We start from the raw sequence: 23,133 nt of genomic DNA on the forward strand, positions 1-23,133 counted from the left end.
CGCATCCCCGACTTGCAGGCCCCGCGATGCAAGGCCGGCGCCTGAAGCGTCCTGGGACTGAACATGAGATCTGGGGAGGCGCGTTGCGCGCGGGCGATGGTGCGGATGCAGGACTCACACGGGCCACCTCAAGATATTGATTTATTGTCCGTTTTTCATACGGGGAATTGGCCCCTGACCCCCGAAGTGACCCCCAAACCCTCTACGCGATGTTCAATTCCGCCGCGCCGATGTTGCGCTGTCACCTTTACCGACAACCCTACGAAGCGGTGCCTCCCCGCCCGGCGGGCCTCCGCGCACGATTGCCATCTCACGGATTGCCCACTGGCTAAACGCCCCTCGCCACTACTGTGTCGTAGCCGCCGACGTGCGTCAGCCCTTCGTGGCTGTCGATGCCCGTGTAGCGCAGCGAGGCATCTTCATAGCGCCGGAAGGCGAAGACAGCCTCATTCATCCGTTCCGTGTTGAAGACCTTCAAGTCGACGAGGAGATGGAAGTCCGCCACGGTCAGTCCGGTGACGGTCAGGAAGAGTTCCGGTTCCAGCTTCGTGATGACGTCCTGGAGCGTGTTCTCTCGGAAGTCGGTCAGGTACATGAACGCTGGAATCCGCGTCGCGAACTTGATCAGCTTCTCCTGAACCATCTTTCGCTTCGACTTGTATTCCTTCTCTTCCTCAGTGAGCTGCTTCTTCTCCCGTTCGCTCAGCTCGCGATCCTTGGCCTTGTTTTTGAGGTCCTTAACCGCGTCGCTCTTGTTGATGATGGTTTCGAGCACGTTGTCACCGAGGGCGCGCCAGCCCTCTATCCGCCCAACGGCCGCCATGGCTTCCTCGCTGGCGAGAACCCGGCGCAGGGTGTCGTTATCGACGTTGACCAGCAGCGCCGACTCCCACTTGCGCGCCAGCAGCGTCGCCGACGTGCCGGCCATCGCAATGTCGAGGATGCCGCCCGCGTCGATCTGCACCATGTTCGCGCCGTCGTAGGCGAGCACCGGCAGAAAGGAGACGAGGTCGCGCACAGCGACTTCCGGGTTCGGCTCGGTCGGCGAAAGGCCGATGCCATACTCTGACAGCTGGCGCAGGGCCCGGGTCGGCGCGAAGTCGAAGACGAAGCAGACGGGCTTGAAGACCTCCTCCTCGTTGGGGTCATCCCCGTTGGGATTTCCCTGCGACCAGGGCGATTGAACTCGGAACGCGGCCTGAAAGTAGGTTTCGGGCGACTTTAGGTTCCGAAGCATCAAGATCGACGACCACTGCTTCACCGTGACGCCGGTGGTCAGCTTTCCGCAGGACAGGGTGATGGTCTTGCTGTCGAAGCCACCGCCGATGGCCTCGCGCACCGGCGGGAGGGCGTCGAGGCCGATCCCGGCTCCCGCGCCGGCGGCCACGACGACCCGGTAGTCATGCCAGAAGACGTTGTGCTTCTCGGCCAGCAGGTTCCGCATGGCATGACAGGCGGCGACGTTCGGCAGAAACCAAAAGCTGTGCTGGAGGTAGGGCAGCAGGCGCGAGTCCGAATAGGGCCACGGTGGCGGAGAGCCGGTTTTCAAGCTCTCGACCGTCTGGGCCGCCTCGGCACCGCGGATGACGTTGAGCCACTTTTGAACCTCGTCCTTGTGCTTGAAGGTCGCGGTGGTTCCCGTCCCGGTGGCGGTGAAGAACTCGTTCAGATCGAACTCGTCGAACTCGCCCGCGCTGGCTATCGCCAACAGGTCGTCGGGCATCTGATACGTGAGCAGGCGCATCTGCGGCAGCGCGCCGTAAGGGTTGCGAATGCCCGGATGGGCCACAGCGAAGGCGGACTTGGCGCGCTGCTCGTCCGTGTAGGTCCAATTGAAGATTTGCTCTTCAATGAACTCGCCAGTCGCGAGCGCCTTAAACGGCGTGCCGGACAGATAGAGGTAGGCGCGGGTCGTGATCGGTAGGAACTCGGCTTCCTTCTCGGACAGCACGCTCAGGTCCTCGTTCACCACCGCCAGGTCGCCGGCGTACTCGCGGGCAGCCTCCGCCTTCGCCACCGCGGCTTCCTCGCCTTCGAAGAGTTCCTTGGCTGTCTCGCGCCACGCTCCGAAGTGGTACTCGTCAAAGACGACCAGGTCCCAATTGACCGCGTGGAGCCACTCGTTGCGCGGCTTAATGTTGCCGACCGCGTCGCGGCCGAGGAGGTCTTGGAAGGACCCGAAGTAGACGACAGGCTTGGCCGCGTCGATCTGGGTGGGATCGCGGCCTGAATTCCTGGAGAGATACTGCCAGCCCTCGAAATCCACATGGCTTTCCAGGTCGGTCTGCCACGCATCCTCAACCGCGGGCTTGAACGTCAGCACCAGCACACGCTTAGCTCCCAGCATTCGCGCCAGCTGGTAGGTCGTGAAGGTCTTTCCGAAACGCATCTTGGCGTTCCAGAGGAAGCGGGGGACAGCGTGCATGTCCTCCTTCCAGATGGAGTGGAAGTAGTCGTGGGTCTTACGGACGGCCTCGGCCTGTTCGGCGCGAAGCCCGAACGTCTCGTGACGGGGCCCGCTGACCTGCTTCCCTGTGCGCAGCTCATGCAGCACCGCGCGGACGTCCGCCACCGTGCAGCGCATCCACTCCAGCTGCGGATTAGCAAAGCCCTTGCGCCGAAGGGCCTCGCGAACAGCGTGGTCAGAAAACACCGAGCCGTCGTCACGCTCGGCGGCCTCGTTTAGCTCAATGGTGAAATTCTCAATAGCCGCGGTCTTGAGCTGTTCAGCGACCCGCCGCCTCACATCGCGCGTGGTCTGTCCAACCTTGAGGAGCCCTTCATGCGCCGCGTCGGCGATGGAGTAGGCGTAGATTCGAGGCCGGGCCTCCGGTCTGGGAGTGAGAACTTCTTCGACGGTAGGCTTGCTATTCATCGAAGAGGTGAGCGTCGTCGTGCTCCGCAACCTGCGCCTCTATAAACTCAATCTCGCCCTCAGAGATTCCATACCGGGCGTAGAGCTTCGCGTCGGTCCACTTTTGGTCCAGCGGCAAGTCGGGAATGAAGGAATAGACACCCTTGGGAGCGTCCTGAGTGAACTTGCGAAGAGAAACTAGGAACCGTGCGAAGCGAGTTCGAAGATAGCTTGCGTAATTCCTTGCTTCGGACTCCAGCTCGAACACGCCAGCAACGATATAACTCTCCGTGCAAGCTGTTCCCGGTTCCCCCACAATGGGTTTACTAAGAAACTTGGTTTCAATGGCCGCACTAGTCCCCTGGACGCGGCTCATGAACACCTTCCATTTATCTATCCACTGAGCATTCGTCGGGATCTCTGAGCGCTCGACCCAGCTCACCTTCTGTGAGCCGTACAGCTTGATGGGGTTCTCCAGGCCGTCCGGGGTCGCGTTTCCATGGAAGAAGGTGCGCAACCCGAATGGCTTCTGGCTAGAAGCGCGAGCATCGAGTGTGGACTCTCCCTTCGCTCGTACTTTTTCAAGGATTGGGACTGCCTCGTTCCGCCGCACTAAAACGTCGTACTCGTCTAGGTAACGAGTGATCGCCGGCCCCGTGGGCTCGCCATCCCAGATTGTTTGAATCTCGCACGGACCCAAATACTCTCGATCCCAAAGAAAGTAGGAGACGCCGCCTCGAATCTTCACTCCAGGGAAAGCCTCGTAGAGCTTCGGAAAGTCCACGATTTTTCGAAGGCGTTTATCAGACAACATTCGCTGCCTGTAGCTGTCGAGATTCTTGCCGCCGGTCATCCATCGTGAGGGCGTCACGAATGCAGCGTATTTCGGCTCAAGTGCCAGCGCTTGTTCTACGAACAACTGATAGATCGGCGCGGCACTTGTTCCGAAGCCGCCATCGTCCAACTGGTAGGGCGGATTGCCGATGATGACATCGAACTGCATGTTGTCTCCAAACATCTCGGCAACTCGTGCGCCGATGTCTTCCGCGTGAATGAAGGCGTAGGCGTGTGTTTCTTGTTCGTCGCCCCGATCTAGAGTCTCTCTGCTCGCACCGCAGAAGACGCACTTGCCGTCGGTCCAACTGTGCTCAGTGCGTGAGAACCATATGTTGCCGTCATCAGCTGCGAACCCCGTCGCTACCGAATGCCCTCCCGTCGCGTGTTTCGAGCAATATAAGCTACGCCGGGCGAGCAAGCTGGTGAGTTGCGTAATCCCGATCCCAAACAGCTGCTTCGTCAGAACGTGATCAACCCGTCTTTGCAGGTCGGGAATCTCGGCCTTCAGACCCGATATTAAGCGCGTAGCGATTTCGCGCAGAAAGACCCCGGACTTGGTGCATGGGTCGAGGAATTTGACTTCGCCGTTCGCCCAAATGTCTGCACCGTCATTGCCTTCGGCCCATGCCGCCGCGAGCGTGTCCAACATCCGATTGGCGAAGTCCGGCGGCGTGAATACTTCGTCGTTGGACAGGTTCGCTATGCAGGTCAGCACGTCGGGATTGCGACCCCGCAGCTTGAATGCAGCCCGCTCGTTCAAGACGAGTGCCCGTCCGTGTGAACCGTGACTGGGCGGCTTTCGGCGGCCGCCAACTCGCGCACGGTCATCGGTGGCAAAGCGCCAATCGGCGTAAAGACCTCATGCCGACCTAGGCGAGCGAAAAGAGATCCATCCTCTCGGAACCCGGCCATGCCGGTCAGGACATCGAGCCGGAAGTCCCGGCGCTGGAACTTGCCCCGACCAAGATATCCCCACTCGACGACCGTGATCGGCGTCCCGTCCGCGGCGCGCATGGTCATCGCATCGCCGTGGATCAGGTTGAGCGACAGGACGTGCGAAGCCGCGCGGTAGAGTTCGTCCCCCTCTTCCAGACCCAGGTAGGCCGCGAACACCTCCAGCATATTGGCTCGGCACTCGGCGATGTTGTCGGCCAGCAACTCGATTCCGTAGATGCAGGTGAGGGCCTGGAGGGCGCGATGTTGTCGGTCGAAAGCTGACTTCCCGTAGGCGCGCTCGACGGCCGCCAGCTTCCGCTGGAGTACCGGCATCAGGAAGTTGCCGCTCCCGCAGGCCGGTTCGAGGAACCGAGAGTCAATCCGCTCGCTCTCGGCCTTCACCAGGTCGAGCATCTTCTCGACCAGCCATGGCGGCGTGAACACTTCCCCGTGGTCGGCGACCCGCTGCTTGGATTTGATCAAACGGGACGCTTCGTCGGTCGTCATTCGCGCCGGTTGAATGGCTGGCGACGAACTGCTGTTGAGGGCATCAGTCGGCGAGGCCCCCTCAACACACGGGCTCTCGCATGCGGAGGCGTCGTTGTCGGCCCCCGGTTCGGCGAGACGTCCAATCAGGTCGAGCGAGCGCGTGATGTGATGGGGCGGCTGCATAGAGCCGTCCTCCCAGCCCTGGACCGCGTCCAACGGAGCCCTGAATTCCCGGCTCACGTCGTCAAGGCTGTAGCCTGCCGCAATCCGAACCGACGAGAACGACATGACCCTCCACTTCCGACGCCAACTCGGACAGCTATCGCCCGCCTTGCTTAGATAAAACGAAGCGCGAACTTCGGAAAGGTAGACGGCGAACGCGGCGAGTCGAGTGCGCTCGGTTGCAGTATGGCGCGCGGCTCGCAAGAGTCGCAATCGGCTTGAATGTGCTCACCGTTGCCCCTCCAATGCCAAGCTTGCGGAGGGGGCTTATGGACGCCAAGGATCACGCCGTCATTTCTGTTCTCGGCGATCAACGCCGCTTCATGGTGCCCATCTTTCAGCGCCAGTACAGCTGGCGCGAGCAGCGACTTCGGCCGTTTTGGGAGGATGTCCTAGCGAAGGCCGAGGAGACGCTCCAGGCGGCGCCGAAGTTCAAGCACTACATGGGCGCGCTCATTCTGGCGCCGGGCGGCCAGGGCTATGTCGTCGGCGTAACGCCGCGCGTCCAGGTGATCGACGGACAACAGCGCCTCACGACGTTCCAGCTTTTCCTCGCGGCGCTTCGAGAAGTGGGCGATAACCTAGGATTTCAGGAGGTACGCGAGGCCGTAGGGAACTACCTCTTCAACCGACCGATGACAGGCGATGTCGACGAGGACGCACGCTTCAAGCTCGTACCCACGCCCGAGGATCGCGTCGTCTTCAAAGAGATTGTCGATGGTGGTTGGAAGCAGGTTCGGAAGGCCCGCCCCTCCATCTTCTACCAGAACGGCAACCTGAAGGCCGGTCAGGCTCCCAACTCCGTCCGGGCGTTCGACTTCTTCACAATCTGCATTCGCCAGTACGTGCTGTTCGGTCCGCCACAAGACGATGAAATCAACCTTCTGACCCCTCCCGACGACGAGGACACTCAGCGCCGGCGCATTTCAGCGCTGCTTGAGGCGCTGCTGAACCACCTCAAGCTCGTGGTCATCACCCTAGATGAGTCCGACGACGCCCAGGTGATCTTCGAGACGCTGAACAGCCGCGGTGAGCCGTTGCTGGCCATGGATCTCGTCCGGAACAACATCTTCCATCGGGCACAGGCACAAGGCGAGAAGGCGGAGGAACTCTTCCTAACGAAGTGGAGGCCACTCGATGGCCCATTCTGGAAAGACGACGCCCCGCGCGCGAAACCGCGTCGACCACGCATTGATCACTTCCTCAGCCATGCCCTGACCGCACAGACGGGCGAGGAGGTGTCGCTGCGCGAGCTGTATGCCGAGTACCGCGCCTTCGCGCGACCGAAGGGTGCGCCACGGTTTGCCACCGTCGAGGGCGAACTCGATGCCCTACTCCACTATGCGCCCATCTATCGCGCATTAGAGGGCCTACCGGACAAGGCAGCTGAAGAACCTGACGCAAACCTTTTGGCGCTGGGTCGGAAGCTCGCGACCTGGGAAGTTGGAACGGCCTATCCACTGGTGTTCTGCGTCGCGGGAGCCGACATCGCGGCCGAAGAGAAGGCTGCCATCTACCGTCTGATCTACTCCTACATCGTTCGGCGGGCGATCTGCGGGCTGACTGCCAAGAACCTCAACAAGAATTTTCAGCGGATCGTCAGCCACCTGCTAACGCACGGTGTCTCGTCGGCGTCATTCGCTGCGTCTCTGGTGGAGCAGACTGGGCCTACGGTCCGGTTCCCCGACGACGCAGAGGTGAAGCTGGCCGTCAAAACCGTCCCGATCTATCGCAACATCCTGCGATCTGAGCGCCTGCAGGACATGCTCTGGGAAATGGAACAGGCGCGGCGCACGAAGTTTAGCGTCGCCACGCCGCGCCCGGATTCCATGTCGATCGAGCACGTCCTGCCGCAGGGTTGGACGAGCAACTGGCCTCTCCCTGACGGGCGCGACGCGCCGGCGGACAAGCTTACCGGTGCGGATCAAGCTATGCTCGATGCCATCTCGGCGCGCGAACGACTCGTCCACACGCTGGGTAACCTCACGCTCGTTACGGTGCCGGCCAACAGCGTCGCTTCGAATTCGGCATTCGATATCAAGCGGACGTGGCTGCAGAAGAGTCTTCTCGCGCTGAACCTTGAAATTCTGCAGCGGCCATCCTGGGACGAGACGGAGATCGAGGCGCGAGCAGCGAACCTTGGCGATCTAGCCGTTCAGATATGGCCGGGCATAGCCAAGTAGCAGATTACATTCGCGATGCGGCTTCGACCTCAAGTCGGGTGAAGCGGGCCACTGAGCGGCCCTCGCGCAATGCGTAGGCCTTCGGAACCATCTTCACCCGACCACCGGCAGAGGCGGCGCTACGGCTGTCGTACATCGCCTCGCGGAATTTGCGGGCGGGGAGTTCCCACACCTGGACCTCGCCGCGGTCGTCCTCAAACGCAGCGAGGATGGTGTCGAGGCGAGCCAACATTGTCGCCGTCACGCCGAAGGACGAGGTGCCAGGGCGACAGGACTTGATGACCGCAGGCCTATCCTTCCAGACTACCTCGTTAGCCCCATTGCGAACCAGGGCGAGCCCCATGCATCGCGACAAGCCCTTGGCCATTTTCAGGCCGTAGGCTCGGCCTGCAGCTCCGGTTTGACTGTCCTGTGGCAAACGTCCCCCCTGTCTCTGTCGGCCGGGCCCACGAGGGGGCGCTCGTCTGAGCTGAGCTTAGGGCACCCCCGTTGCAAGGGCATCACACCCGCCGCCGCTTTGCGAGTAGGGCCTCAAGGTCGGCCGCGAGATCATCGTTGGATGCGCCGTCTGCCGACCTCCCGAGACCTCTGATCAGCTCCGCCTGTCGCGAGACCGGCACGGCGCCGTAGCTCGTGAAGGTCGTCAGCACGTGCTCATGCCCGAAGTTCTGCGACCAGGCCTTGAACTCCTCCGGCGTGGTGCAGATGCGCTCGCCCAGTAGGGCCAGCATGTCGCGGAAGCTGTGCGGGTTGAAATAAGGTAGGCCCGCCACGGCGAAGGCCTCGCGGAAGATGCGTCGGATCGGCTCCGCCGTGCTCCAGGGCCTGCGATCCAGGCCTGCGGCCACGAAGCCGCCATCAGCGCCCACCTCGACGCGGGTCGCCGGAAACAACGGGTCGGCGTCGCCCCAATGCAGACTGCGCAGATGCGCCTCCCATCCCGTGACGATCTCCAGCGCGTCGGCGCCCACCGGGAAGAACCACGTCGAGAACGTCTTGGAGAACTTCGTCTTCACCTGCCGTGCGTCTTGGTGGACCACCGCCTCGGCGAGGTCGAGGTGGCGCAGCTGGAACGTCGCCAGGGCGCCGTCGCGGGCGCCGGTGAGCGCCGCGAAGGCGATCAGGGCACGGTCGCGAAGCTCGATGTCGGTGCGGGCCGGCATGAGCGACAGGACGTGATGCACCTGCTCCAGCGTCGGCACGCGCTTGGGCCGCACGGCCTTGGCGATCCGCACGTCCTTCTCCGGCAAGTTGAAGTAGTCGGCGTCGGAGTAGGCGATGCGCCGCTTGTACCCCTGCTGATCGGCCAGCCAGAGGAAGAAGGTGCGGAGGGCTGACAGGGTGGAGTTGACGGTGGCGCGGCTCAGCTTTTCGCCCGATCGCACGGCGCGTTGTTCGATCAGCCGGCGCTTGAACGCGACCGCCTGTTCGCGATGGAAGCTCCGAAAGGCTTTCCGGCTGGTGGAGTCCTCGAAGCAGGCGATCGCCTTGGCGACGCCGTCTATGGTGGCCTCGCTCGCCCGGCGAGCCTCGCGCAGGTACACGAAATAGGCGCGCTTGATCCGCTCGTTGTCAGGGTTTGTCTTGGTCATGGGTTTTCGTCCTCATTGAAGGCGACAGTGGCGGGGGGCGTTGGGCGCTCTGCTATGCGTCCCTCCCCCTCCATCACGCGGACCTCGACCCCGGGTAGGATGACCGGCACGGCCTCCCATCGCGCGCGCCGGTTCATGACGCCTCCGCACGTTTCGCAGAGGGCGCGGATGTTACCGGCGCCACGTCCGCGCGATGGGTGAAAGTCGGCCATCCTCAGGGCGGGTCGCCGGGCGGCTCGGCAACCGAAGCAGTGCAGGCGCCCGGCCGGCGTTGGCCGCTTCGCCGCCTCCCGGCGCGCCGCGACGAACGTTTGCAGCGTGGCGCCGTGGATCAGGGTCGGGCGTCGGCCGTCGATGGGGTGGAGGCCAGCGAACCTGACCCACCGCCGCACCGTCTCGCGGCTGAGGTTGTAGAGGCGCGCCACCTCCTCGGTCGTGTAGGTGCGGTTCAGCTTCGCTAGGCGCGGGTTCAGGCGGGTGCGGGCCAAGGCTGCGCCTCACTGGCCTTCGAGGAGCCGGCGGATCGACGCGATCTTGACCAGCGTCCGCCGCCCCAGCTTGACCGTCTCCAGGCGCCCCTCGGGGATGAGGGCGTAGATCGAGGTGCGCCCCAGGCTCAGCGCCTTAGCGGTGTCGTTGATGGATGCCGTGATGGGTTCCATGGTTCGTCTCCACGTGCCGGCGAATACCGGCGTTCACGGCGACGGTTGTGGTCGAGCGGTCGGGGCGAAGCTGCCGGATTGGGCCGGATTGAGCCGAAAATGGCTGGGCGACGAGTTTCCGGCGCTAGCTGCTCCGCAAGCGCCGCAGGACCAGATTCACGGTCTCCTGCACGGTGCTGCGAGATGGTCCCGACACCCCTCGGCTTTCGAGACGAGCGTCGATGGCATCAATGAGGGCATCCGCGCCCCTCGTGCCCTCGCCAGGCGGAACGCCTTCCTCATGGACGAAGGCGACCAGCTCAGCCACCCACTCAGGCCAATCGCGAGACATGGGGCGCCCGCCGCTCCTTTGCGGCTCCGGCGGGGCGCTTGTTTGGAAGGCCGTCGGCGCCATTCGCCGAACGTCGTCGCGATGGAACTTCACGCCGAACGCTTGCATGTGGAAACGCTTGTCGATCCACGTTTCAAAGTCGCCAGCGTGCCAGTTCTGCGAAAGGGCCTCGTGCCCTCTCGCCCACCAGAACTCCTTGTGGACCAGGTGGTCAGTCCGCGACTCCGCGCCGAGTATCATCAAGTCAGCGTGTGCTCTGATCAGTCCGGCATGGGCGCGCGTACAGATCGCGATGTGCGACGAGCGTGACATCGTCGCCTCTCTCACGAGGCGCAGAGTCTGGGATGCCGTCAGCCAGTCTTCCGGGCTGTAGGGTTCCGCGGTCTGCGGCAGGTTGCCGTCGTCGCTCTCGCTCACGCGGCGACCAGATCACTCAGTCGCGATTCGATACAGCCCGCCGTGGCCAAGCTCACCCAGCCGCCACGCGTTCTGTTCCGGGGCGTGGTCGACTATTCTGCCAGACTGCTCATGGGTGAGTCGCAAGTCGGGGATTAGCCGCTGCCGGAACCGATCGAGCCAGTCCGTGCGTCGAACGACGGCCACGCGTTCCACCATGCGTGGGCCGCGCGGACGGCGCTGGGCCTCGTCGATCCGGGCAGCGACCTTGCGGCCGTGGCGATCGAGGGGTTCTCGATCGACGACGAGGGTCTGGGCCTCAGCCAGAAGGCCGTCGAGGTTGCCGATCTCACCGTGTACCGGGGCGGGCGTACCGCGCAGTCCGCGCGCCGCATCGACGTTGAGCAGTTCAAGTACTCGATCGCCCGTGCGTCGATCCCCGTGCGTGCGGCCGACACCGTCGGCACGGTGGCCAAGTTCGCGGTCGCCTTCCGGGACATGATCGGCAGGCTCGGCCGGGCGCGGGCGCTGGAGGTGATGCGCTTCGCCTACATCACCAACCGGCCCATCCACGCCGACCTGGCGGCTGGCCTGGCGCGGCTGCGGGACGGTCTGGGTAGCGGCGACGGAGGCCAGGCCGACGCCCTTGCCGACGCGTCGGCGCTGACCGGTGACGATCTTCAGGCGTTAGCCGAGCGCCTCGCGTTCCTGGGCGGGACGGGGTCCCTCCGGGCGATCGACAGCGACACGCACCGCCGCATCGCGGGCTGGGGCCCGGCCTCGGACGCGCTGGCGCGGAACCGGCTGCTGGAGCTGCAGCGGCTGATGCGCGAGAAGGCGGGCGGCGCAGGCCAGGGCGACAACGTCGTCCTGCCTGTGGACGTCCTGGCCGCTCTCGGGGTCGCCCACGAGGACGAGCTCTTCCCGGCGCCTGCGGCCTTCCCGCCGGTGACCGATCCGATCGTCCGGGAGGCGACGGGAGCGCTGCTGGACGTGCTGGCGACCGCGACGCGGCCCGTGCTCGTCCATGCGGTGGGCGGTATGGGCAAGACCGTCCTGCTGCAGTCGGTGGCTCAGGCGCTCGGGGAGCAGTCGCACGTGGTGGTGTTCGACGGGTTCGGCGCCGGACGGTGGCGCGACCCCAGCGACGCCCGCCACCTGCCGGAACGCGGCCTGCTGCAGCTGGCCAACCAGCTGGCGGCCGACGGGCTCTGCGACCCGATCCTGCCCGGGCCCGCCGAGACGAGCGGTCTCCTGCGGACGTTCCGTGGACGGCTCGCGCAGGCCGTCGTGACGCTCCGTGAGCAGGGGCGGGCCGACGGTCTAGTGCTCATCCTCGACGCCGTGGACCAATCGGGGATGCGGGCGCGGGACACGCGGACCGAAGCGTTCCCCACGCTGCTGCTGGAGAGCCTGGCCATCACGCCGATGGACGGGGTCCGCGTCATCGCCTCGTGCCGGACTCATCGGCGCGATCTCGCGGCCGGCCAAGCTGATGTCGAACCGTTCGGCGTGCCGCCGTTCACGCGGGCCGAGTCCGATCGCCTCGTCCTGGCGCGCGTCCCCAACGCCGACGCCATCGAGAAGGCCGCCGCCTATGGCCGCTCAGGTGGCAACCCGCGTCTGCTGGCCACCTTGCTCGACCAGGGCCGGCCCTTCGAACCGCCGATCGCCGGCGCGGTGGGCGACACCGACGAGGCCCTGGACGTGCTGCTGGCCAAGCAGGTCGGCGAGGCCCGCGCCCGGGCGATGGCCGTGGGTGCCTCTCGCGAGGAGCTCGATGCGCTGCTGGCGGGCCTGGCGCTGCTGCCGCCGCCTGTGCCCGTGGAGGAGCTGGCCGCGGCCCAGGGCCTGACGGCCGCGGCGGTCGAGAGCTTCGCCGCCGACCTCTTCCCGCTGATCGAGTCGACGCCGCATGGACTGATCTTCCGCGACGAGCCCACCGAGACCTTTGTCCGCGGCCTGGCCACGCAGGACGTCGCGGCCCAGGAGAGCGTGCTGTCGCGCCTGAACCAGCGCCAGGCGACCAGCAACTACGCCGCGCGCACCTATCCCTCGGTCCTGCGCGATCTGGCCCGGACCCAGGACCTGTACCGGCTGGCCGCGGACGAGCGGCTGCCAGCGACCGCCACGAGTGGCGTCGCCCAGCGAGCCATCCGCTTGGCGCGGCTGGAGGCGGCGCTGCATGTCGCGGCGATGGCAGGGGACGTGGACCAGTTGCTGCGGCTCTCGCTCGACCTGGCGTGGCTGGCCGCGGGGCACGGGCGTTCCGACGCCTACCTGCGCGACAATCCCGACCTGGTCGCCATCGGCGACGATCCCGAGGCGCTGCGGCGTCTCTTCGAGGACAGACGCGGCTGGAGCGGGAGCCGCCACGCCGGGCTCGCCACCCTCCAGATGCTGCGCGGGGATCCCGACGAGGCCCTGCGCGAGACCCGCCGCTCGCTCGACTGGAACAGGTGGCGGGCGGCCCTTCCCGAGGATGAGCGGGCCGAGGCGCCGCGAGGCCGCGGGCTCGACGTCTCCGCCCCGGCCTGGGTGCTGCTCCGCCACGGGCGGGTCCGCGGCGTGGCCGACTGGGTGCTGAGCTGGCCCGCCGACCAGGCCCACCTGCATTCCGCCGACGTGGTCGAGCGCCTGGAGCAGCACGCACGGCTCGACCCGGCCGCGGCGTCGGCGCGCGACCGGCTCTACCGGCTGCTCTCGCGGCTCCCGCGGCCGCCCGCGGTCCTCCTGGTCTCGGTCCTGGACGGCGGGACCGTCGATCCGGCCCTGCGGCTACGGCTGCTCGGGAGGCTCGCCGCCTCCACGGATGACCTGCGCCGGGTCCGGGACGCCTGGGCGCGCCCAACCCAGGACGCCGTCGAAGGTGCGGTCCTGCGGTGCGCGCTTCTGGCGCTGACGCTCGGCCGGCGCGATCTCGCCGCCCCGATCCTCGATCGCGTGGCGCTGCAGCGACCGATGGCCCACGCGTTCCAGGCGCCGATCACGGACGCCGGCGCCATCGTGCGCTGGCTTCTCGCGTCCGTCGTGCGGGCGATGGCGGCCGGCCGGGACCTGAGGCTCGCCGATATCGCCCCCGTGGAGGCGGACGCGCTCGTGCGCTTAGTTCGGGACCGTCGGACGGATGAGGCCTACCTCGCCGCCGTCAAGGCCGCCCTGGCCACGCCGAAGCGCCGCCGGCGTCCACGCAAGCGCGGCGCCCGCCAGGTGGACGATCCTGATGGCGCCGAGCGGATCAAGCGGCTGCTGACGATCCGCCTGCCCCCGTTGCGCGCGGCACTCGGCGGCCTCGCCGAGCATCTGGCGGGCGGGGATGCGGAGGCGGCCCTGACCGGGCTGCTCGCCGACTGCGGCGCGCTCGTCTCCAAGGCCGAGGACTATCCGTACCGGGACCAGAAACGGTTCGTCGCGCAGATGCTGGGGGGCGTGGCCCTGGAACTAGTCGGGGCGCTGCCATCGATCGCGCCCGCGGCTGCGGCCGGCGTGGTGGACTTCCTGTCGTCCTCCGCCTTCCACCATGTCCCGAAGCACGTGGGCACGGTCAGGGCCCTGGCCAGGCTTCCCGGCGGCTCCGCCGCGGCGCTGTCCCTGGCGGGGATCATCGGGGAGGCGCTCGACCTGGAGCCGGGTATCGACACCCGGATCGGCCGGTCCGCGGCCCTGGCGCGGGCGCTCTGGCCGCTCTCGCTCGCCGAGGCCCGCAGCTGGTTCGCCGTCGGCCTCGGCCTGGCGGACGGCTTCAGCGCCGACGACATGGAGGAGACCGAGGGGCTGCTCGGCGTGGCGCGCGCCTACAGCGGCCGGCCGCTCGAGCCGCGTGTCCTCCACGACTTCAGCCGCATCTGCGAGATGCAGATGCCCGAGGAGAGCGATCGCTACGACTGGGAGGACTATGCCGACGCCTTCGCGCGCCTTGGCGGCCTCGATCTCCTGCCGCTCGCGACGCGTCTCGGGGACCGCGGTCACGGGGGGATCACCGACGGCCACCTGGAATGCCTGGCCATGCTGGTCCGTGCGGGCCGCCTGGACGGGGAGCTGGCGGCCGGCTTGATCGGCCTCTTCGAGTATCCCGCCATGTACCGGTTCCCGCTGGACACGTTCCTCGGCCACGTCCTGCCGAGCCTCGGCGCCGCGGCGAAGGCCGAGCTGTTCCGGCTCGCCGAGGTGGAGGTCGACAGGGCCCACGGCGCGGCTGTCCCGGAGGACCTCGCCCGCGGACTGGCCGACCTTGCGGCCGCGCACCTGCCGGCCACCGACCCCGTCCGGCGACGGCTAATCGCACGGCGTCAGCCGGATCGGCCACAGGTCCCGGCCCCGGTCGTGCCGACCGTGGAGCCGGAGCCCGACCCGGACCTGGCGAAGGTCCTTGGCCAAACCCCGATCCTGACCGCCGACGAGCTCGACGCGGCGGCGCTGGCGATCGGGGCCGAGCGCAGGCCGGGCCGGGCGTTCGTGCCGCTGATCTGGGCAGCGGCCGCCCGACATGTGCTGCCGGACGGTCAGCTGGCCTTCCTGCGGGCGGTCGAGCAGTCGCGGGTCATCCCGCTCAGCGACAAGATCGCCGGCGTCGGCGAGATCGTGGGGACCTGGGCGGCGGAGTCGGCGGCGGTCCGCGCCGCCCTTCCGGCTCTCGTCCTGGGCCTGGCCCGCAGCCATCCCCTGGAGCTCGGCCAGTCCGGATGGGAAGCATCCTACCATCGCCAGCGCCTCGTCGGGATGGCGGACGGGGCGGTGGCGCCCGAGACGATCGTCATCGAGGCCCTGCAGCGCCTCGGCGGCAAGGCGGCCGTAATCTCCAGCACCGCATGGCTGGACTTCGCCGGCATTCTGGCCCGCGTGGCCGCGCCGGCGACCATCGCGGACGGCCTCGCCCGTTACGTGGCGCGTTCCGCAGCGGGTCTGCCAGCGGCGGCTGCGGGTGGTCCGTGGCGCGCGGACCTGACGCCGCCGACCCGCCAGCAGGACGTGGTCGCTGGTCTGCTCTGGTACCTTCTCGGCGCCCCGGATGCAGCTACCCGCTGGCGCGCCGCGCACGCCCTGCGTCGTCTTGTGGAGCTGGGCCGGACCGAGGTGCTGGGCCTGCTGGTCGGTTTCCTCGACCGGACCGAGGCGACCCCGTTCCAGGATGCGGGCCAGCCGTTCCGGTTCCTGAACGCCAGGCTCTGGCTCCTCATCGCCCTTGCACGCATCGCGCTGGACCGGCCGGACCTGATCGCGCCGCATCAGGCCGCGCTCGAGGCCGTCGCGCATTCGACCGACCTGCCGCACGTGCTCATGCGCGAGATCGCCGCGCGCGCCCTGCGCGCCGTGGCCAGGGTGCTGCCACCGGCAGACGGCGCGGCGCTCCTCGACCGATGCGCCCAGGTCAACGCGTCGCCGTGGCCAATCACGCCGCCTGACCGCCGCCGCCCCAGCGCCAGCTTCTATTCGGGGCCGCCGAAGGGCTACCCCGAGCGCGATCCGGCCTTCTGGTTCGACTACGACTTCGAGAAGTCCGAGATCACCGGCTTGGCGACGCTGTTCGGCACCCACAAGTACGAGGCGGGCGATCGGGTCGCCGACCAGGTTCGGCGCTGGGCTCCGGATGCGAAGAGCATGTTCGACGGCGCCAAGGAGGATGATTGGGGGCATCGGCCCTCTGTGAAGGAGACCTGGGTCGGTAACCTGACTTGGCATTCGGTCTTCCTAGCGGCTGGCGGCTTCTTGACCAGCCATCCGTTGATGGGCGACCGGTGGGGCGACGGCCACCCGTGGACGGACTGGAGCGGTCGCGCCCTGACCTGCCGGCCGGACGGCCGATGGCTCGCCGACGACACCGGGCTGACGCCGCCCGACATGCGCGAAGAGCTCACAGGTGGCGAGCCGCCCGTGCCGCGGCTGTCGCGCGACCTGATCCCGCTGCTGACGAGGGGCGCGCCGCCGGGCGCCCTCATCGTAGAGGGTGACTGGAACAGCTCAGATGATGTGGACGTCCGCGTCTCCTCGGCGTTCGTGCCGAAGGACAGCGCGATGGACGCCGCGCTGGCGTTGATGCTCGCCGACCGCCATGACGTCTGGATCCCACGTCAGGACGAGCTCGATATGCACTGGCGCGGCGACGCCCCCTGGCAGGGCTGGCTGATCGAGGAGCTCGCCGGCCGGGAGAGCGCTCTCGATGACACCGATCCGTACGCCTCGACAGCCGCGCGCCACAACGTCAGGCCGACGGACGCGATCGTGACGGCGTCGGGCCTGTCGGGAGACGCGCCGTTCCGCAGGCGGTGGGTGGATGCGGATGGCAGGCCCATGGCCGAGGGCCTGGTCTGGGGTGGGAAGTCAGGCCGGGGCCGGCACGAGACCGATGAGCGGGGTCACCGTCTCACCGCGGATCGGGGCTGGATCCAGAAGATCTGCCGTCGCGACGGAACGACCCTCGTCGTCCTCGTGTACGTTCGCCGTTACCTGCGCGAGAAGCGGGGGGATGCGGCCTTCCCGTCGCGGTGGCTCCTCTCCACGCTGGGCGCGGACGGCGTCACCCGTCCGATCCTGCGGGCACCCGCGGCGGCCAGAGCCGCTGTGGCCCGCCTAGCCCGCGAGGACCGCCGTGATCTGGAGGATCGGCTGGCCGCGATACGGGCCGCGCGGAAGCCAGCCGGCTGAACCTGCCCGCCTCAGGTGTTCCAGCGGGCTTCATGAGAGATCGTAGGCTTTCGGTGCGGACAAGCTAACTGGCAGGATCGTCATTGGCTGTCGAAGGCCGTCACGAAGAGGCTGAGAATCCGATGACCATTGCTTGCCTCGGATGGGGCTCCTTGATCTACCAACCGAGGAACCTGCTGATCACCGGCGAATGGAAGGCGGACGGGCCAAACCTTCCCGTCGAGTTTCGGCGTCGCTCAGACGACGGCCGCCTTACGCTGGTAGTCACGGCGGACAGCGCACCGACCCGAGTTCTCTGGTGCGCGATGACCCCTGAGACGATCGAGATGTGCGCCGAGAGCATGCGTGAACGCGAGTGTCCCAAGCGTCCCGACTGGATCGGCTGGTGGACGAAGCAACGCCACTCTGGCCACCTTCATGCCGACTCCATCGGCGCTTGGGCCGTCGACCAGGGTCTAAAGGGCGTTGTGTGGGCCGCCCTCCCCGCGAAGTGGAACCGCAAGAACGACATCGCGCCGACCAAGGACGAGGCCATCGCCTACCTGCGTGGCTTGTCAGGCAAACAGTTCACCGACGCTCGCGACTACATCTGCAACGCTCCGCGCCAGGTGCAAACGCCTTGGCGCGCGGCATTGGAGTCGGCCGTGAGCGGCGAGGATGACTAGCCTCCGAGCAGCTAGGCGCCGCGAGGCCGGAAGGATCACGACCTATTTTCTGGATGAGAGCGGCAATACCGGCGACGTGAGCAAGCCGGGCCCGAGCTTCGAGTTTGACCGTCAGCCACTCTTCGTCCTCGCCTGCTTCGGCATCGACGACGTGGCAGATGTAGCGCGCGAGATGGACCGTCTTCGCGCAGCCCACGGGATCAAGACCAGTGAACTGAAGGCGACAAGCCTCGCCGCGAAGCCGCTCCTTGTTATTGATCTCCTGGCCTACCTGCGCCGGCGCGCCTCGCCGCTCTTCATGGAGATCGTGGACAAGCGCTACTTCATCTGCATGCACATCGTGGAAGGCCTGCTGCTGACCTCGGTTGACCCCGAGTTCGACTTCGCGCCGCAGTCCCGCTTCCTGAAACAGACCTTCGCGGAAAGCCTGGCCACCAGCGCGCCAGACGACGTACTGCAGGCATACATCGCGGCCTGCGAGAGCCCTGGCGTCGAAGCCGTGCGCGGCGCCTTTCAGAGCCTGCGGGCCTGGCTAGAGTCCCGACCTGATGACGAGATCGCCACCGGCATGCTGCGCTTCCTCATCGACGAGCAGGAGGAGTTCGAAGCCGCTGAGTGGGGCGAGGCGCGCGCGGTAGAGCGAACGCTTCCGCTTCCCGACGATAGCCTGCGCGGTCGGCCGGTCTGGATGCTGCCGAACCTCACTTCCTTCACGAACATCTACGCGCGATTAAACCGCTATCACTTTCGAAAAATTGGCCGCTTGACCCTCGTCCACGATGAGCAGCGCTACTTCGAGCACATCATGCGCGCGGGGAAGATCTCGGCGGAGCGTCTCTCGAAGCAGAATGTACGCTTCCAGCTGCCAAACGCCGACTTCCGCTTCATAGAAGGCGCGACACTGAGGTTCGCGCCATCTGCCACCACGCCTGGCGTCCAGCTCGCCGACGTCATCGCAGGCTTCACGATGCGCTATCTCCGCGACAGCCTGGGCGGCATCAAGCCGACGTCTGTTCAGGACCGGGCCTTCTGGGAGCTGATGCAGGCGGCTGACCCGCGGGACGGGAGAGGCATCAACTACGTGATGAGCTTCCGCGACCTGCGGCGGCTTGGAATTCCAACGGTCTGATCGGCACCCCTCGGTTCAATATCGGCGCGCAGCACCCTGCCTCGCGGAGCGGGGAACCGGGCGCTGTGGGAAGCCGCAGGCGACCGAGGCCGTTCGCGAGTCCTAGCCGACCGCCAGGGGATGACGTCAAGATTCGAGCTGTCCTACCACTGCCTTGAGTCAGACGCGGTCGCGCCTTGGCCACTGGCCTAAGGTCCGCCGCCCACCTTTGATGTGTCTCCCGGTCCAGAGGGCAAGGCTGTTAGCCCGCGCGATCCAACGGCATCACCTTCCCGCCCTCGCGGAGCCGGGCGAGGTAGTCGCTCCACCACTGCGCCATGAGCACGCGCTCCTGCCAGTGGGCGCCGCGGTGGTAGGCGGCCCGCACGGTGTCGGTGTCGCCGTGGGCCAGGGCGCGCTCGATCGCATCGACGCTCCACTTGCCGGACTCGTTCAGCAGCGTGCTGGCCGTCGAGCGGAAGCCGTGTGACGTCATTTCGTCCGATGTGTAGCCGAGGCGGCGCAGGGCCGCGTTCAGGGTGTTCTCCGACATCGGTCGCCGGGGCGTGCGGATCGACGGGAACACATACTTTCCCCCGCCGGTGAACTCGCCCGCGGCCTTCAGGATCGCCACGGCCTGCGTTGAGAGCGGGACGACGTGCTCGCGGTTCATCTTCATGCGGACGGCCGGGATGCGCCAGACGGCGGCGTCGAGGTCGATCTCCGACCATTCGGCCTGCCGCAGCTCACCGGGACGCACGAACACGTGCGGGGCCAGCTGGAGCGCCCAGCGCGTGGTGGGCTGTCCCTCGAAGCCGTCGATCGCCCGCAACAGGGCGCCGACCTCCTTGGGGTCGATGATCGCGGCGTGATGCTTCACCTTGGGCGACATGAGCGCGCCTTGGAGATCGGCGGCGACGTTGCGGCGCGCCCGCGTGGTGGCCACGGCATAGCGGAACACGCGTCCGGAGAAGGCTAGCAGGCGCTTAGCCGTTTCATGGCGGCCCGACTGCTCCACCTTCTTCAGGATCGCCAGCAGTTCGAACGCCTCGATGTCGGCGATGGGCCGCGAGCCGATGCCGGGCTCTAGCAGGCTCAGCAGCCACTTGGCCTTGGTGGTGGTGACGTCCTTCAGGCCTTCGCGCTCCCGACGGTCGATGTATTCGTCAGCAACGGCCTTGAAGGTGTTCGCCGCGCCGACCAGCGCCGCCGCCGCCGCGCGCTTCTTCTCGAAGGACGGGTTCAGCCCCTTGGCGATCTGCGCCCGCGCGTCGTCCCGCCGCTTGCGCGCGTCCTTCAGGCTCACGGTCGGAAAAACCCCGATCGAAAGCTGCTGCTCCTTGCCCAGGTGGCGGTACTTCAGCCGCCAAAGCTTGCCGCCGGACGGCTTCACGATGAGGAAGAGCCCCCCATCGTCATAGAGCTTGTATTGATTTTCCTTGGCTTTTGCCGACCGAACCGCCGCATCCGAAAGCGCCATTTGGGGGTCACTCCGCCTCTATCGCTCGCGGCGCCCCCAAAAGTGACCCCCAAACCATCGCGAACAACCGCGAACACGGGCGACCACCGGCGAAGCGCACCATGTCTATATAGCTGTTTTTGCGCTGATTTTCTAGACGCCCGCGCCCGTAGGCGAACAGGGCGATGGTGCCGGATGCAGGACTCGAACCCGCGACCTTCGGTTTACAAAACCGCTGCTCTACCAGCTGAGCTAATCCGGCGTGCCGTCTGCGCCCTCCTTAGACGGTGGACGCGGCGCGCCGCAACAGGCCATCGTGCCTGCGGGAGGACGTCATGATGACACGGCGCGGGGCGCTGACAGGGATCGCGGGCGCGGGTCTGGCGCAGGCGGGCGCGGCCTCGGCGGCCCGGCCTCAGACGCGGCGGCGGGGTTCTGGAACGCCGGCCATCCACGACGTCGCCGTGATCGGCGCGGGCGTGTTCGGGGTCTGGACGGCCTGGCATCTGGCGAAGCGCGGGGCGTCGGTGGCGATCGTGGACGCCTATGGCGTGGGACACGCGCGGGCCTCGTCGGGCGGCGAGAGCCGGGTGATCCGGCTGAGCTATGGCGCCGACCCGATCTATTCGCCGATGGCGCGGGAGTCGCTGACGGCCTGGGATGAGGTTTCGGCGCGCGGGCGCGAGCCGATCCTGCACCGCACCGGCGTCCTGTGGTTCTCGCCGGCCACCGACGACTACATGGCCAAGAGCGTCGAGTGGCTGGCGGCCAACAAGGTGGATCACCGGCGCATGGACCTGGCGGCCTTGAGCGCCTCCTACCCGCAGATCGTCTTCCGCGACGGCGAGTCCGGGTTCCTGGAGACCAGGTCGGGCGCGCTGATCGCCGGCCGCGGCGTCCGCGCCGTGCTGGCCGACGCCGGGCTGGAGGCGCAAACGCTGAACGCCGGTCCGCCCGAGCGCGACGCCGGCGGAGCCTATGTCGTGGGCCCGGACCTCAAGGCCAACACCTTGGTCTATGCCTGCGGCCCCTGGCTGCCCAAGCTCTTCCCGCAGGTGCTGGGCGGCCGCATCACGCCCACCCGCCAGGAGGTGTTCCACTTCGGGGCCCAGCCTGGCGACACCCGCTTCGCGCCCCCCGCCCTGCCCGTCTGGGCCGACTTCAACGGCGGCGAACTGGTCTATGGCATGCCCGACCTGGAGGGCCAGGGCTTCAAGATCGCCTTCGACCCGCACGGCCCCGTCGTCGATCCCGACACCCAGTCGCGCCAGGTCACCCCGGCGGGCGTCGCTCAGGCGCGGGCCTATCTGGCGCAGCGGTTTCCGGCGCTGGCCGATGCGCCGCTGATCCACGCCCGGGTCTGCCAGTACGAGAACAGCTCGAACGGCGACTTCCTGATGGACCGCCTGCCCGGTCACGACCGCGTCTGGCTCGTCGGCGCCGGCTCCGGCCACGGGTTCAAGCATGGCCCCGCCGTCGGCCGGCGCGTGGCCGATCACGTGCTGGAGCCCAAGACCCCCATCGAGCCGCGCTTCAGCCTGGCGTCGAAGGCGACGCGGGCCGAGCGCTCGGTGTACTAGGCTGGCATGCGAATCTTCATCGACGCCGACGCCTGCCCGGTGAAGGACGAGACCTACAAGGTGGCGGCCCGCTACGGACTGAAGGTGTTCGTGGTCTCGAACAGCTTCATCCAGATCCCGGCCTCACCGCTGATCGAGCGCCGCATCGTCGACGCCGGCCCCGACGTGGCGGACGACTGGATCGCCGAGCAGACCCAGCCCGGCGACATCTGCGTGACCAACGACATCCCCCTGGCCGACCGGGTGCTGAAGGCGGGCGGCGCGGCCGTCGCGCCGAACGGGCGGCCGTTCACCGCCGACAGCATCGGCTCGGCCCTGGCCCAGCGCTCGATCATGGAGCACATCCGCTCGACCGGCGAGATCACCGGCGGGCCCAAACCGTTTGCAGGGGCCGACCGTTCGCGCTTCCTGCAGGCCCTCGATGAGGCGGTGCAGCGGGAACGACGGCGCAGGCGGTAGCGCCGACTTGCATCGCCGTGGCTTCCCGGTAGCTTGCGGCCGACTTCAGCCGGAGACGACTATGCGCCTGGGACCGATCCTTGCCGCCACTGCCCTCGCCACCCTGGTCGCCGCCTGCGGCCAGCCTGCGGACAAGGGCTCAGCCTCGGGCGCGGCCCCCGCCAGCGACGCCGAAAAGGCCGCGCTGCTGGCCACCTACCCGGCGCCCTACAACACCGCCGACCTGGCCAACGGCAAGTCCAAGTTCGCCCTCTGCCAGTCGTGCCACACCATCACGCCCGGCGGCGCCAACATGACCGGCCCCAACCTGCACGGCGTGTTCGGCAAGAAGGCCGCGGCCAACAGCGAGTTCAACTATTCGGATGCGCTGAAGAACGCCGGCATCGTCTGGGACGCCGATCACCTCAGCCAGTGGCTCGAGAAGCCCCAGACGTACCTGCCCGGCACCAAGATGTCGTTCGCCGGTCTGAAGGACGCCAAGGACCGGACCGATCTGATCGCGTTCCTGATGGTCGAGACCGGCCACAAGGGCAAGTAGGCGGCTCGCGCTGGAGGCGCAACGGTTTGTTGTGAGACAACCTTGACGCGCAACCCGACTAAGCCCATTGTCGGGATGTCGACGAAGAGCATCTGTCTGGATCGGCACCCCAATCCGAAGGGCGGCGCCCCCCGCCGCCTGCCGGGCCCAGGGACCTGACACCCCCCTTTATTCCAGGCT

At 67.0% G+C, this 23,133-nt stretch carries 16 protein-coding genes and 1 tRNA gene; 7 read left to right on the forward strand and 10 right to left on the reverse strand.

Going from position 1 to position 23,133, the window contains the following annotated elements:
* Window positions 1–328: 328 nt before the first annotated feature.
* Genes ACQ66R_RS03700 through ACQ66R_RS03710 form a run of 3 tightly spaced genes read right to left on the reverse strand, consistent with a single transcriptional unit; the run spans window position 329 to window position 5,404 of the window.
* On the reverse strand, window positions 329–2,905 hold the full coding sequence (locus ACQ66R_RS03700) for a GIY-YIG nuclease family protein (protein ID WP_430419343.1): 2,577 nt from the start codon (window positions 2,903–2,905) through the stop codon (window positions 329–331).
* Window positions 2,868–4,451 (reverse strand): Eco57I restriction-modification methylase domain-containing protein, encoded by a 1,584-nt coding sequence (locus tag ACQ66R_RS03705; protein WP_430419345.1) that lies wholly within the window; start codon window positions 4,449–4,451, stop codon window positions 2,868–2,870. Before ACQ66R_RS03705 ends, ACQ66R_RS03700 begins: the two co-directional genes overlap by 38 nt.
* On the reverse strand, window positions 4,448–5,404 hold the full coding sequence (locus ACQ66R_RS03710; RefSeq protein WP_430419347.1) for an N-6 DNA methylase: 957 nt from the start codon (window positions 5,402–5,404) through the stop codon (window positions 4,448–4,450). The genes ACQ66R_RS03705 and ACQ66R_RS03710 overlap by 4 nt, the downstream gene beginning before the upstream one ends.
* A 203-nt stretch (window positions 5,405–5,607) precedes the next feature.
* On the opposite strand from ACQ66R_RS03710, the gene ACQ66R_RS03715 reads away from it, so the two are divergent.
* A complete protein-coding gene (locus tag ACQ66R_RS03715; protein WP_430419349.1) occupies window positions 5,608–7,521 on the forward strand; it encodes a DUF262 domain-containing protein in 1,914 nt (637 codons plus the stop codon).
* Between the two features lie 4 nt (window positions 7,522–7,525).
* Here ACQ66R_RS03715 and ACQ66R_RS03720 read toward each other — a convergent pair whose 3' ends face one another.
* The 5 genes from ACQ66R_RS03720 to ACQ66R_RS03740 form a co-directional block, all read right to left on the reverse strand.
* Window positions 7,526–7,753 (reverse strand): hypothetical protein, encoded by a 228-nt coding sequence (locus tag ACQ66R_RS03720; protein WP_430419351.1) that lies wholly within the window; start codon window positions 7,751–7,753, stop codon window positions 7,526–7,528.
* Window positions 7,754–8,021: 268 nt separating this feature from the next.
* Window positions 8,022–9,113: a site-specific integrase gene (locus tag ACQ66R_RS03725; RefSeq protein ID WP_430419353.1), complete on the reverse strand. Its 1,092-nt coding sequence runs from the start codon at window positions 9,111–9,113 to the stop codon at window positions 8,022–8,024.
* The gene (locus ACQ66R_RS03730; RefSeq protein ID WP_430419355.1) at window positions 9,110–9,601 is read right to left on the reverse strand and encodes a helix-turn-helix domain-containing protein; all 492 of its coding nucleotides are present in this window, start codon (window positions 9,599–9,601) and stop codon (window positions 9,110–9,112) included. The genes ACQ66R_RS03725 and ACQ66R_RS03730 overlap by 4 nt, the downstream gene beginning before the upstream one ends.
* 9 nt (window positions 9,602–9,610) lie before the next feature.
* Complete coding sequence (locus tag ACQ66R_RS03735; RefSeq protein WP_430419357.1) at window positions 9,611–9,775, reverse strand: helix-turn-helix domain-containing protein; 165 nt, start codon at window positions 9,773–9,775, stop codon at window positions 9,611–9,613.
* A gap of 124 nt (window positions 9,776–9,899) precedes the next feature.
* Window positions 9,900–10,523 carry a hypothetical protein gene (locus ACQ66R_RS03740; RefSeq protein ID WP_430419359.1) on the reverse strand — a complete coding sequence of 208 codons (624 nt, stop codon included), beginning with the start codon at window positions 10,521–10,523 and terminating at the stop codon, window positions 9,900–9,902.
* Between the two features lie 255 nt (window positions 10,524–10,778).
* On the opposite strand from ACQ66R_RS03740, the gene ACQ66R_RS03745 reads away from it, so the two are divergent.
* From ACQ66R_RS03745 to ACQ66R_RS03755, 3 genes are all read left to right on the forward strand, one after another.
* Complete coding sequence (locus ACQ66R_RS03745) at window positions 10,779–17,144, forward strand: hypothetical protein (protein WP_430419361.1); 6,366 nt, start codon at window positions 10,779–10,781, stop codon at window positions 17,142–17,144.
* Between the two features lie 152 nt (window positions 17,145–17,296).
* Window positions 17,297–17,809, forward strand: a complete 513-nt coding sequence (locus ACQ66R_RS03750; RefSeq protein WP_430419363.1) for a hypothetical protein — start codon at window positions 17,297–17,299, stop codon at window positions 17,807–17,809.
* Window positions 17,802–18,938: a DUF3800 domain-containing protein gene (locus tag ACQ66R_RS03755; protein ID WP_430419364.1), complete on the forward strand. Its 1,137-nt coding sequence runs from the start codon at window positions 17,802–17,804 to the stop codon at window positions 18,936–18,938. Before ACQ66R_RS03750 ends, ACQ66R_RS03755 begins: the two co-directional genes overlap by 8 nt.
* 241 nt (window positions 18,939–19,179) lie before the next feature.
* On the opposite strand, the gene ACQ66R_RS03760 is transcribed toward ACQ66R_RS03755, so the two are convergent.
* Together ACQ66R_RS03760 and ACQ66R_RS03765 are read right to left on the reverse strand one after the other, a co-directional pair.
* Window positions 19,180–20,397, reverse strand: a complete 1,218-nt coding sequence (locus tag ACQ66R_RS03760) for a tyrosine-type recombinase/integrase (RefSeq protein ID WP_430419366.1) — start codon at window positions 20,395–20,397, stop codon at window positions 19,180–19,182.
* Between the two features lie 165 nt (window positions 20,398–20,562).
* Window positions 20,563–20,638 (reverse strand) — tRNA-Thr (locus tag ACQ66R_RS03765).
* A 73-nt stretch (window positions 20,639–20,711) separates the two neighbouring features.
* Here ACQ66R_RS03765 and ACQ66R_RS03770 point away from each other — a divergent pair.
* The 3 genes from ACQ66R_RS03770 (at window position 20,712) to ACQ66R_RS03780 (ending at window position 22,953) form a co-directional block, all read left to right on the forward strand.
* The gene (locus ACQ66R_RS03770) at window positions 20,712–21,956 is read left to right on the forward strand and encodes an FAD-dependent oxidoreductase (RefSeq protein WP_430419367.1); all 1,245 of its coding nucleotides are present in this window, start codon (window positions 20,712–20,714) and stop codon (window positions 21,954–21,956) included.
* Between the two features lie 6 nt (window positions 21,957–21,962).
* Complete coding sequence (locus ACQ66R_RS03775; protein ID WP_430419369.1) at window positions 21,963–22,415, forward strand: YaiI/YqxD family protein; 453 nt, start codon at window positions 21,963–21,965, stop codon at window positions 22,413–22,415.
* Window positions 22,416–22,476: 61 nt separating this feature from the next.
* Window positions 22,477–22,953, forward strand: coding sequence for a c-type cytochrome (locus ACQ66R_RS03780; RefSeq protein ID WP_430419371.1), 477 nt, complete (start codon window positions 22,477–22,479; stop codon window positions 22,951–22,953).
* Window positions 22,954–23,133: the final 180 nt, after the last annotated feature.

This window comes from Phenylobacterium sp., from assembly GCF_965284355.1.
Classification (GTDB): domain Bacteria; phylum Pseudomonadota; class Alphaproteobacteria; order Caulobacterales; family Caulobacteraceae; genus Phenylobacterium.

Bases quoted from the DNA above. Each gene is read 5' to 3' on its own strand.
- ACQ66R_RS03760 (WP_430419366.1), bottom strand. From the start codon at position 20,397: ATGGCGCTTTCGGATGCGGCGGTTCGGTCGGCAAAAGCCAAGGAAAAT.
- ACQ66R_RS03755 (WP_430419364.1), top strand. From the start codon at position 17,802: ATGACTAGCCTCCGAGCAGCTAGGCGCCGCGAGGCCGGAAGGATCACG.
- ACQ66R_RS03735 (WP_430419357.1), bottom strand. From the start codon at position 9,775: ATGGAACCCATCACGGCATCCATCAACGACACCGCTAAGGCGCTGAGC.
- ACQ66R_RS03780 (WP_430419371.1), top strand. From the start codon at position 22,477: ATGCGCCTGGGACCGATCCTTGCCGCCACTGCCCTCGCCACCCTGGTC.
- ACQ66R_RS03770 (WP_430419367.1), top strand. From the start codon at position 20,712: ATGATGACACGGCGCGGGGCGCTGACAGGGATCGCGGGCGCGGGTCTG.
- ACQ66R_RS03775 (WP_430419369.1), top strand. From the start codon at position 21,963: ATGCGAATCTTCATCGACGCCGACGCCTGCCCGGTGAAGGACGAGACC.
- ACQ66R_RS03715 (WP_430419349.1), top strand. From the start codon at position 5,608: ATGGACGCCAAGGATCACGCCGTCATTTCTGTTCTCGGCGATCAACGC.
- ACQ66R_RS03710 (WP_430419347.1), bottom strand. From the start codon at position 5,404: ATGTCGTTCTCGTCGGTTCGGATTGCGGCAGGCTACAGCCTTGACGAC.
- ACQ66R_RS03720 (WP_430419351.1), bottom strand. From the start codon at position 7,753: ATGTTGGCTCGCCTCGACACCATCCTCGCTGCGTTTGAGGACGACCGC.
- ACQ66R_RS03725 (WP_430419353.1), bottom strand. From the start codon at position 9,113: ATGACCAAGACAAACCCTGACAACGAGCGGATCAAGCGCGCCTATTTC.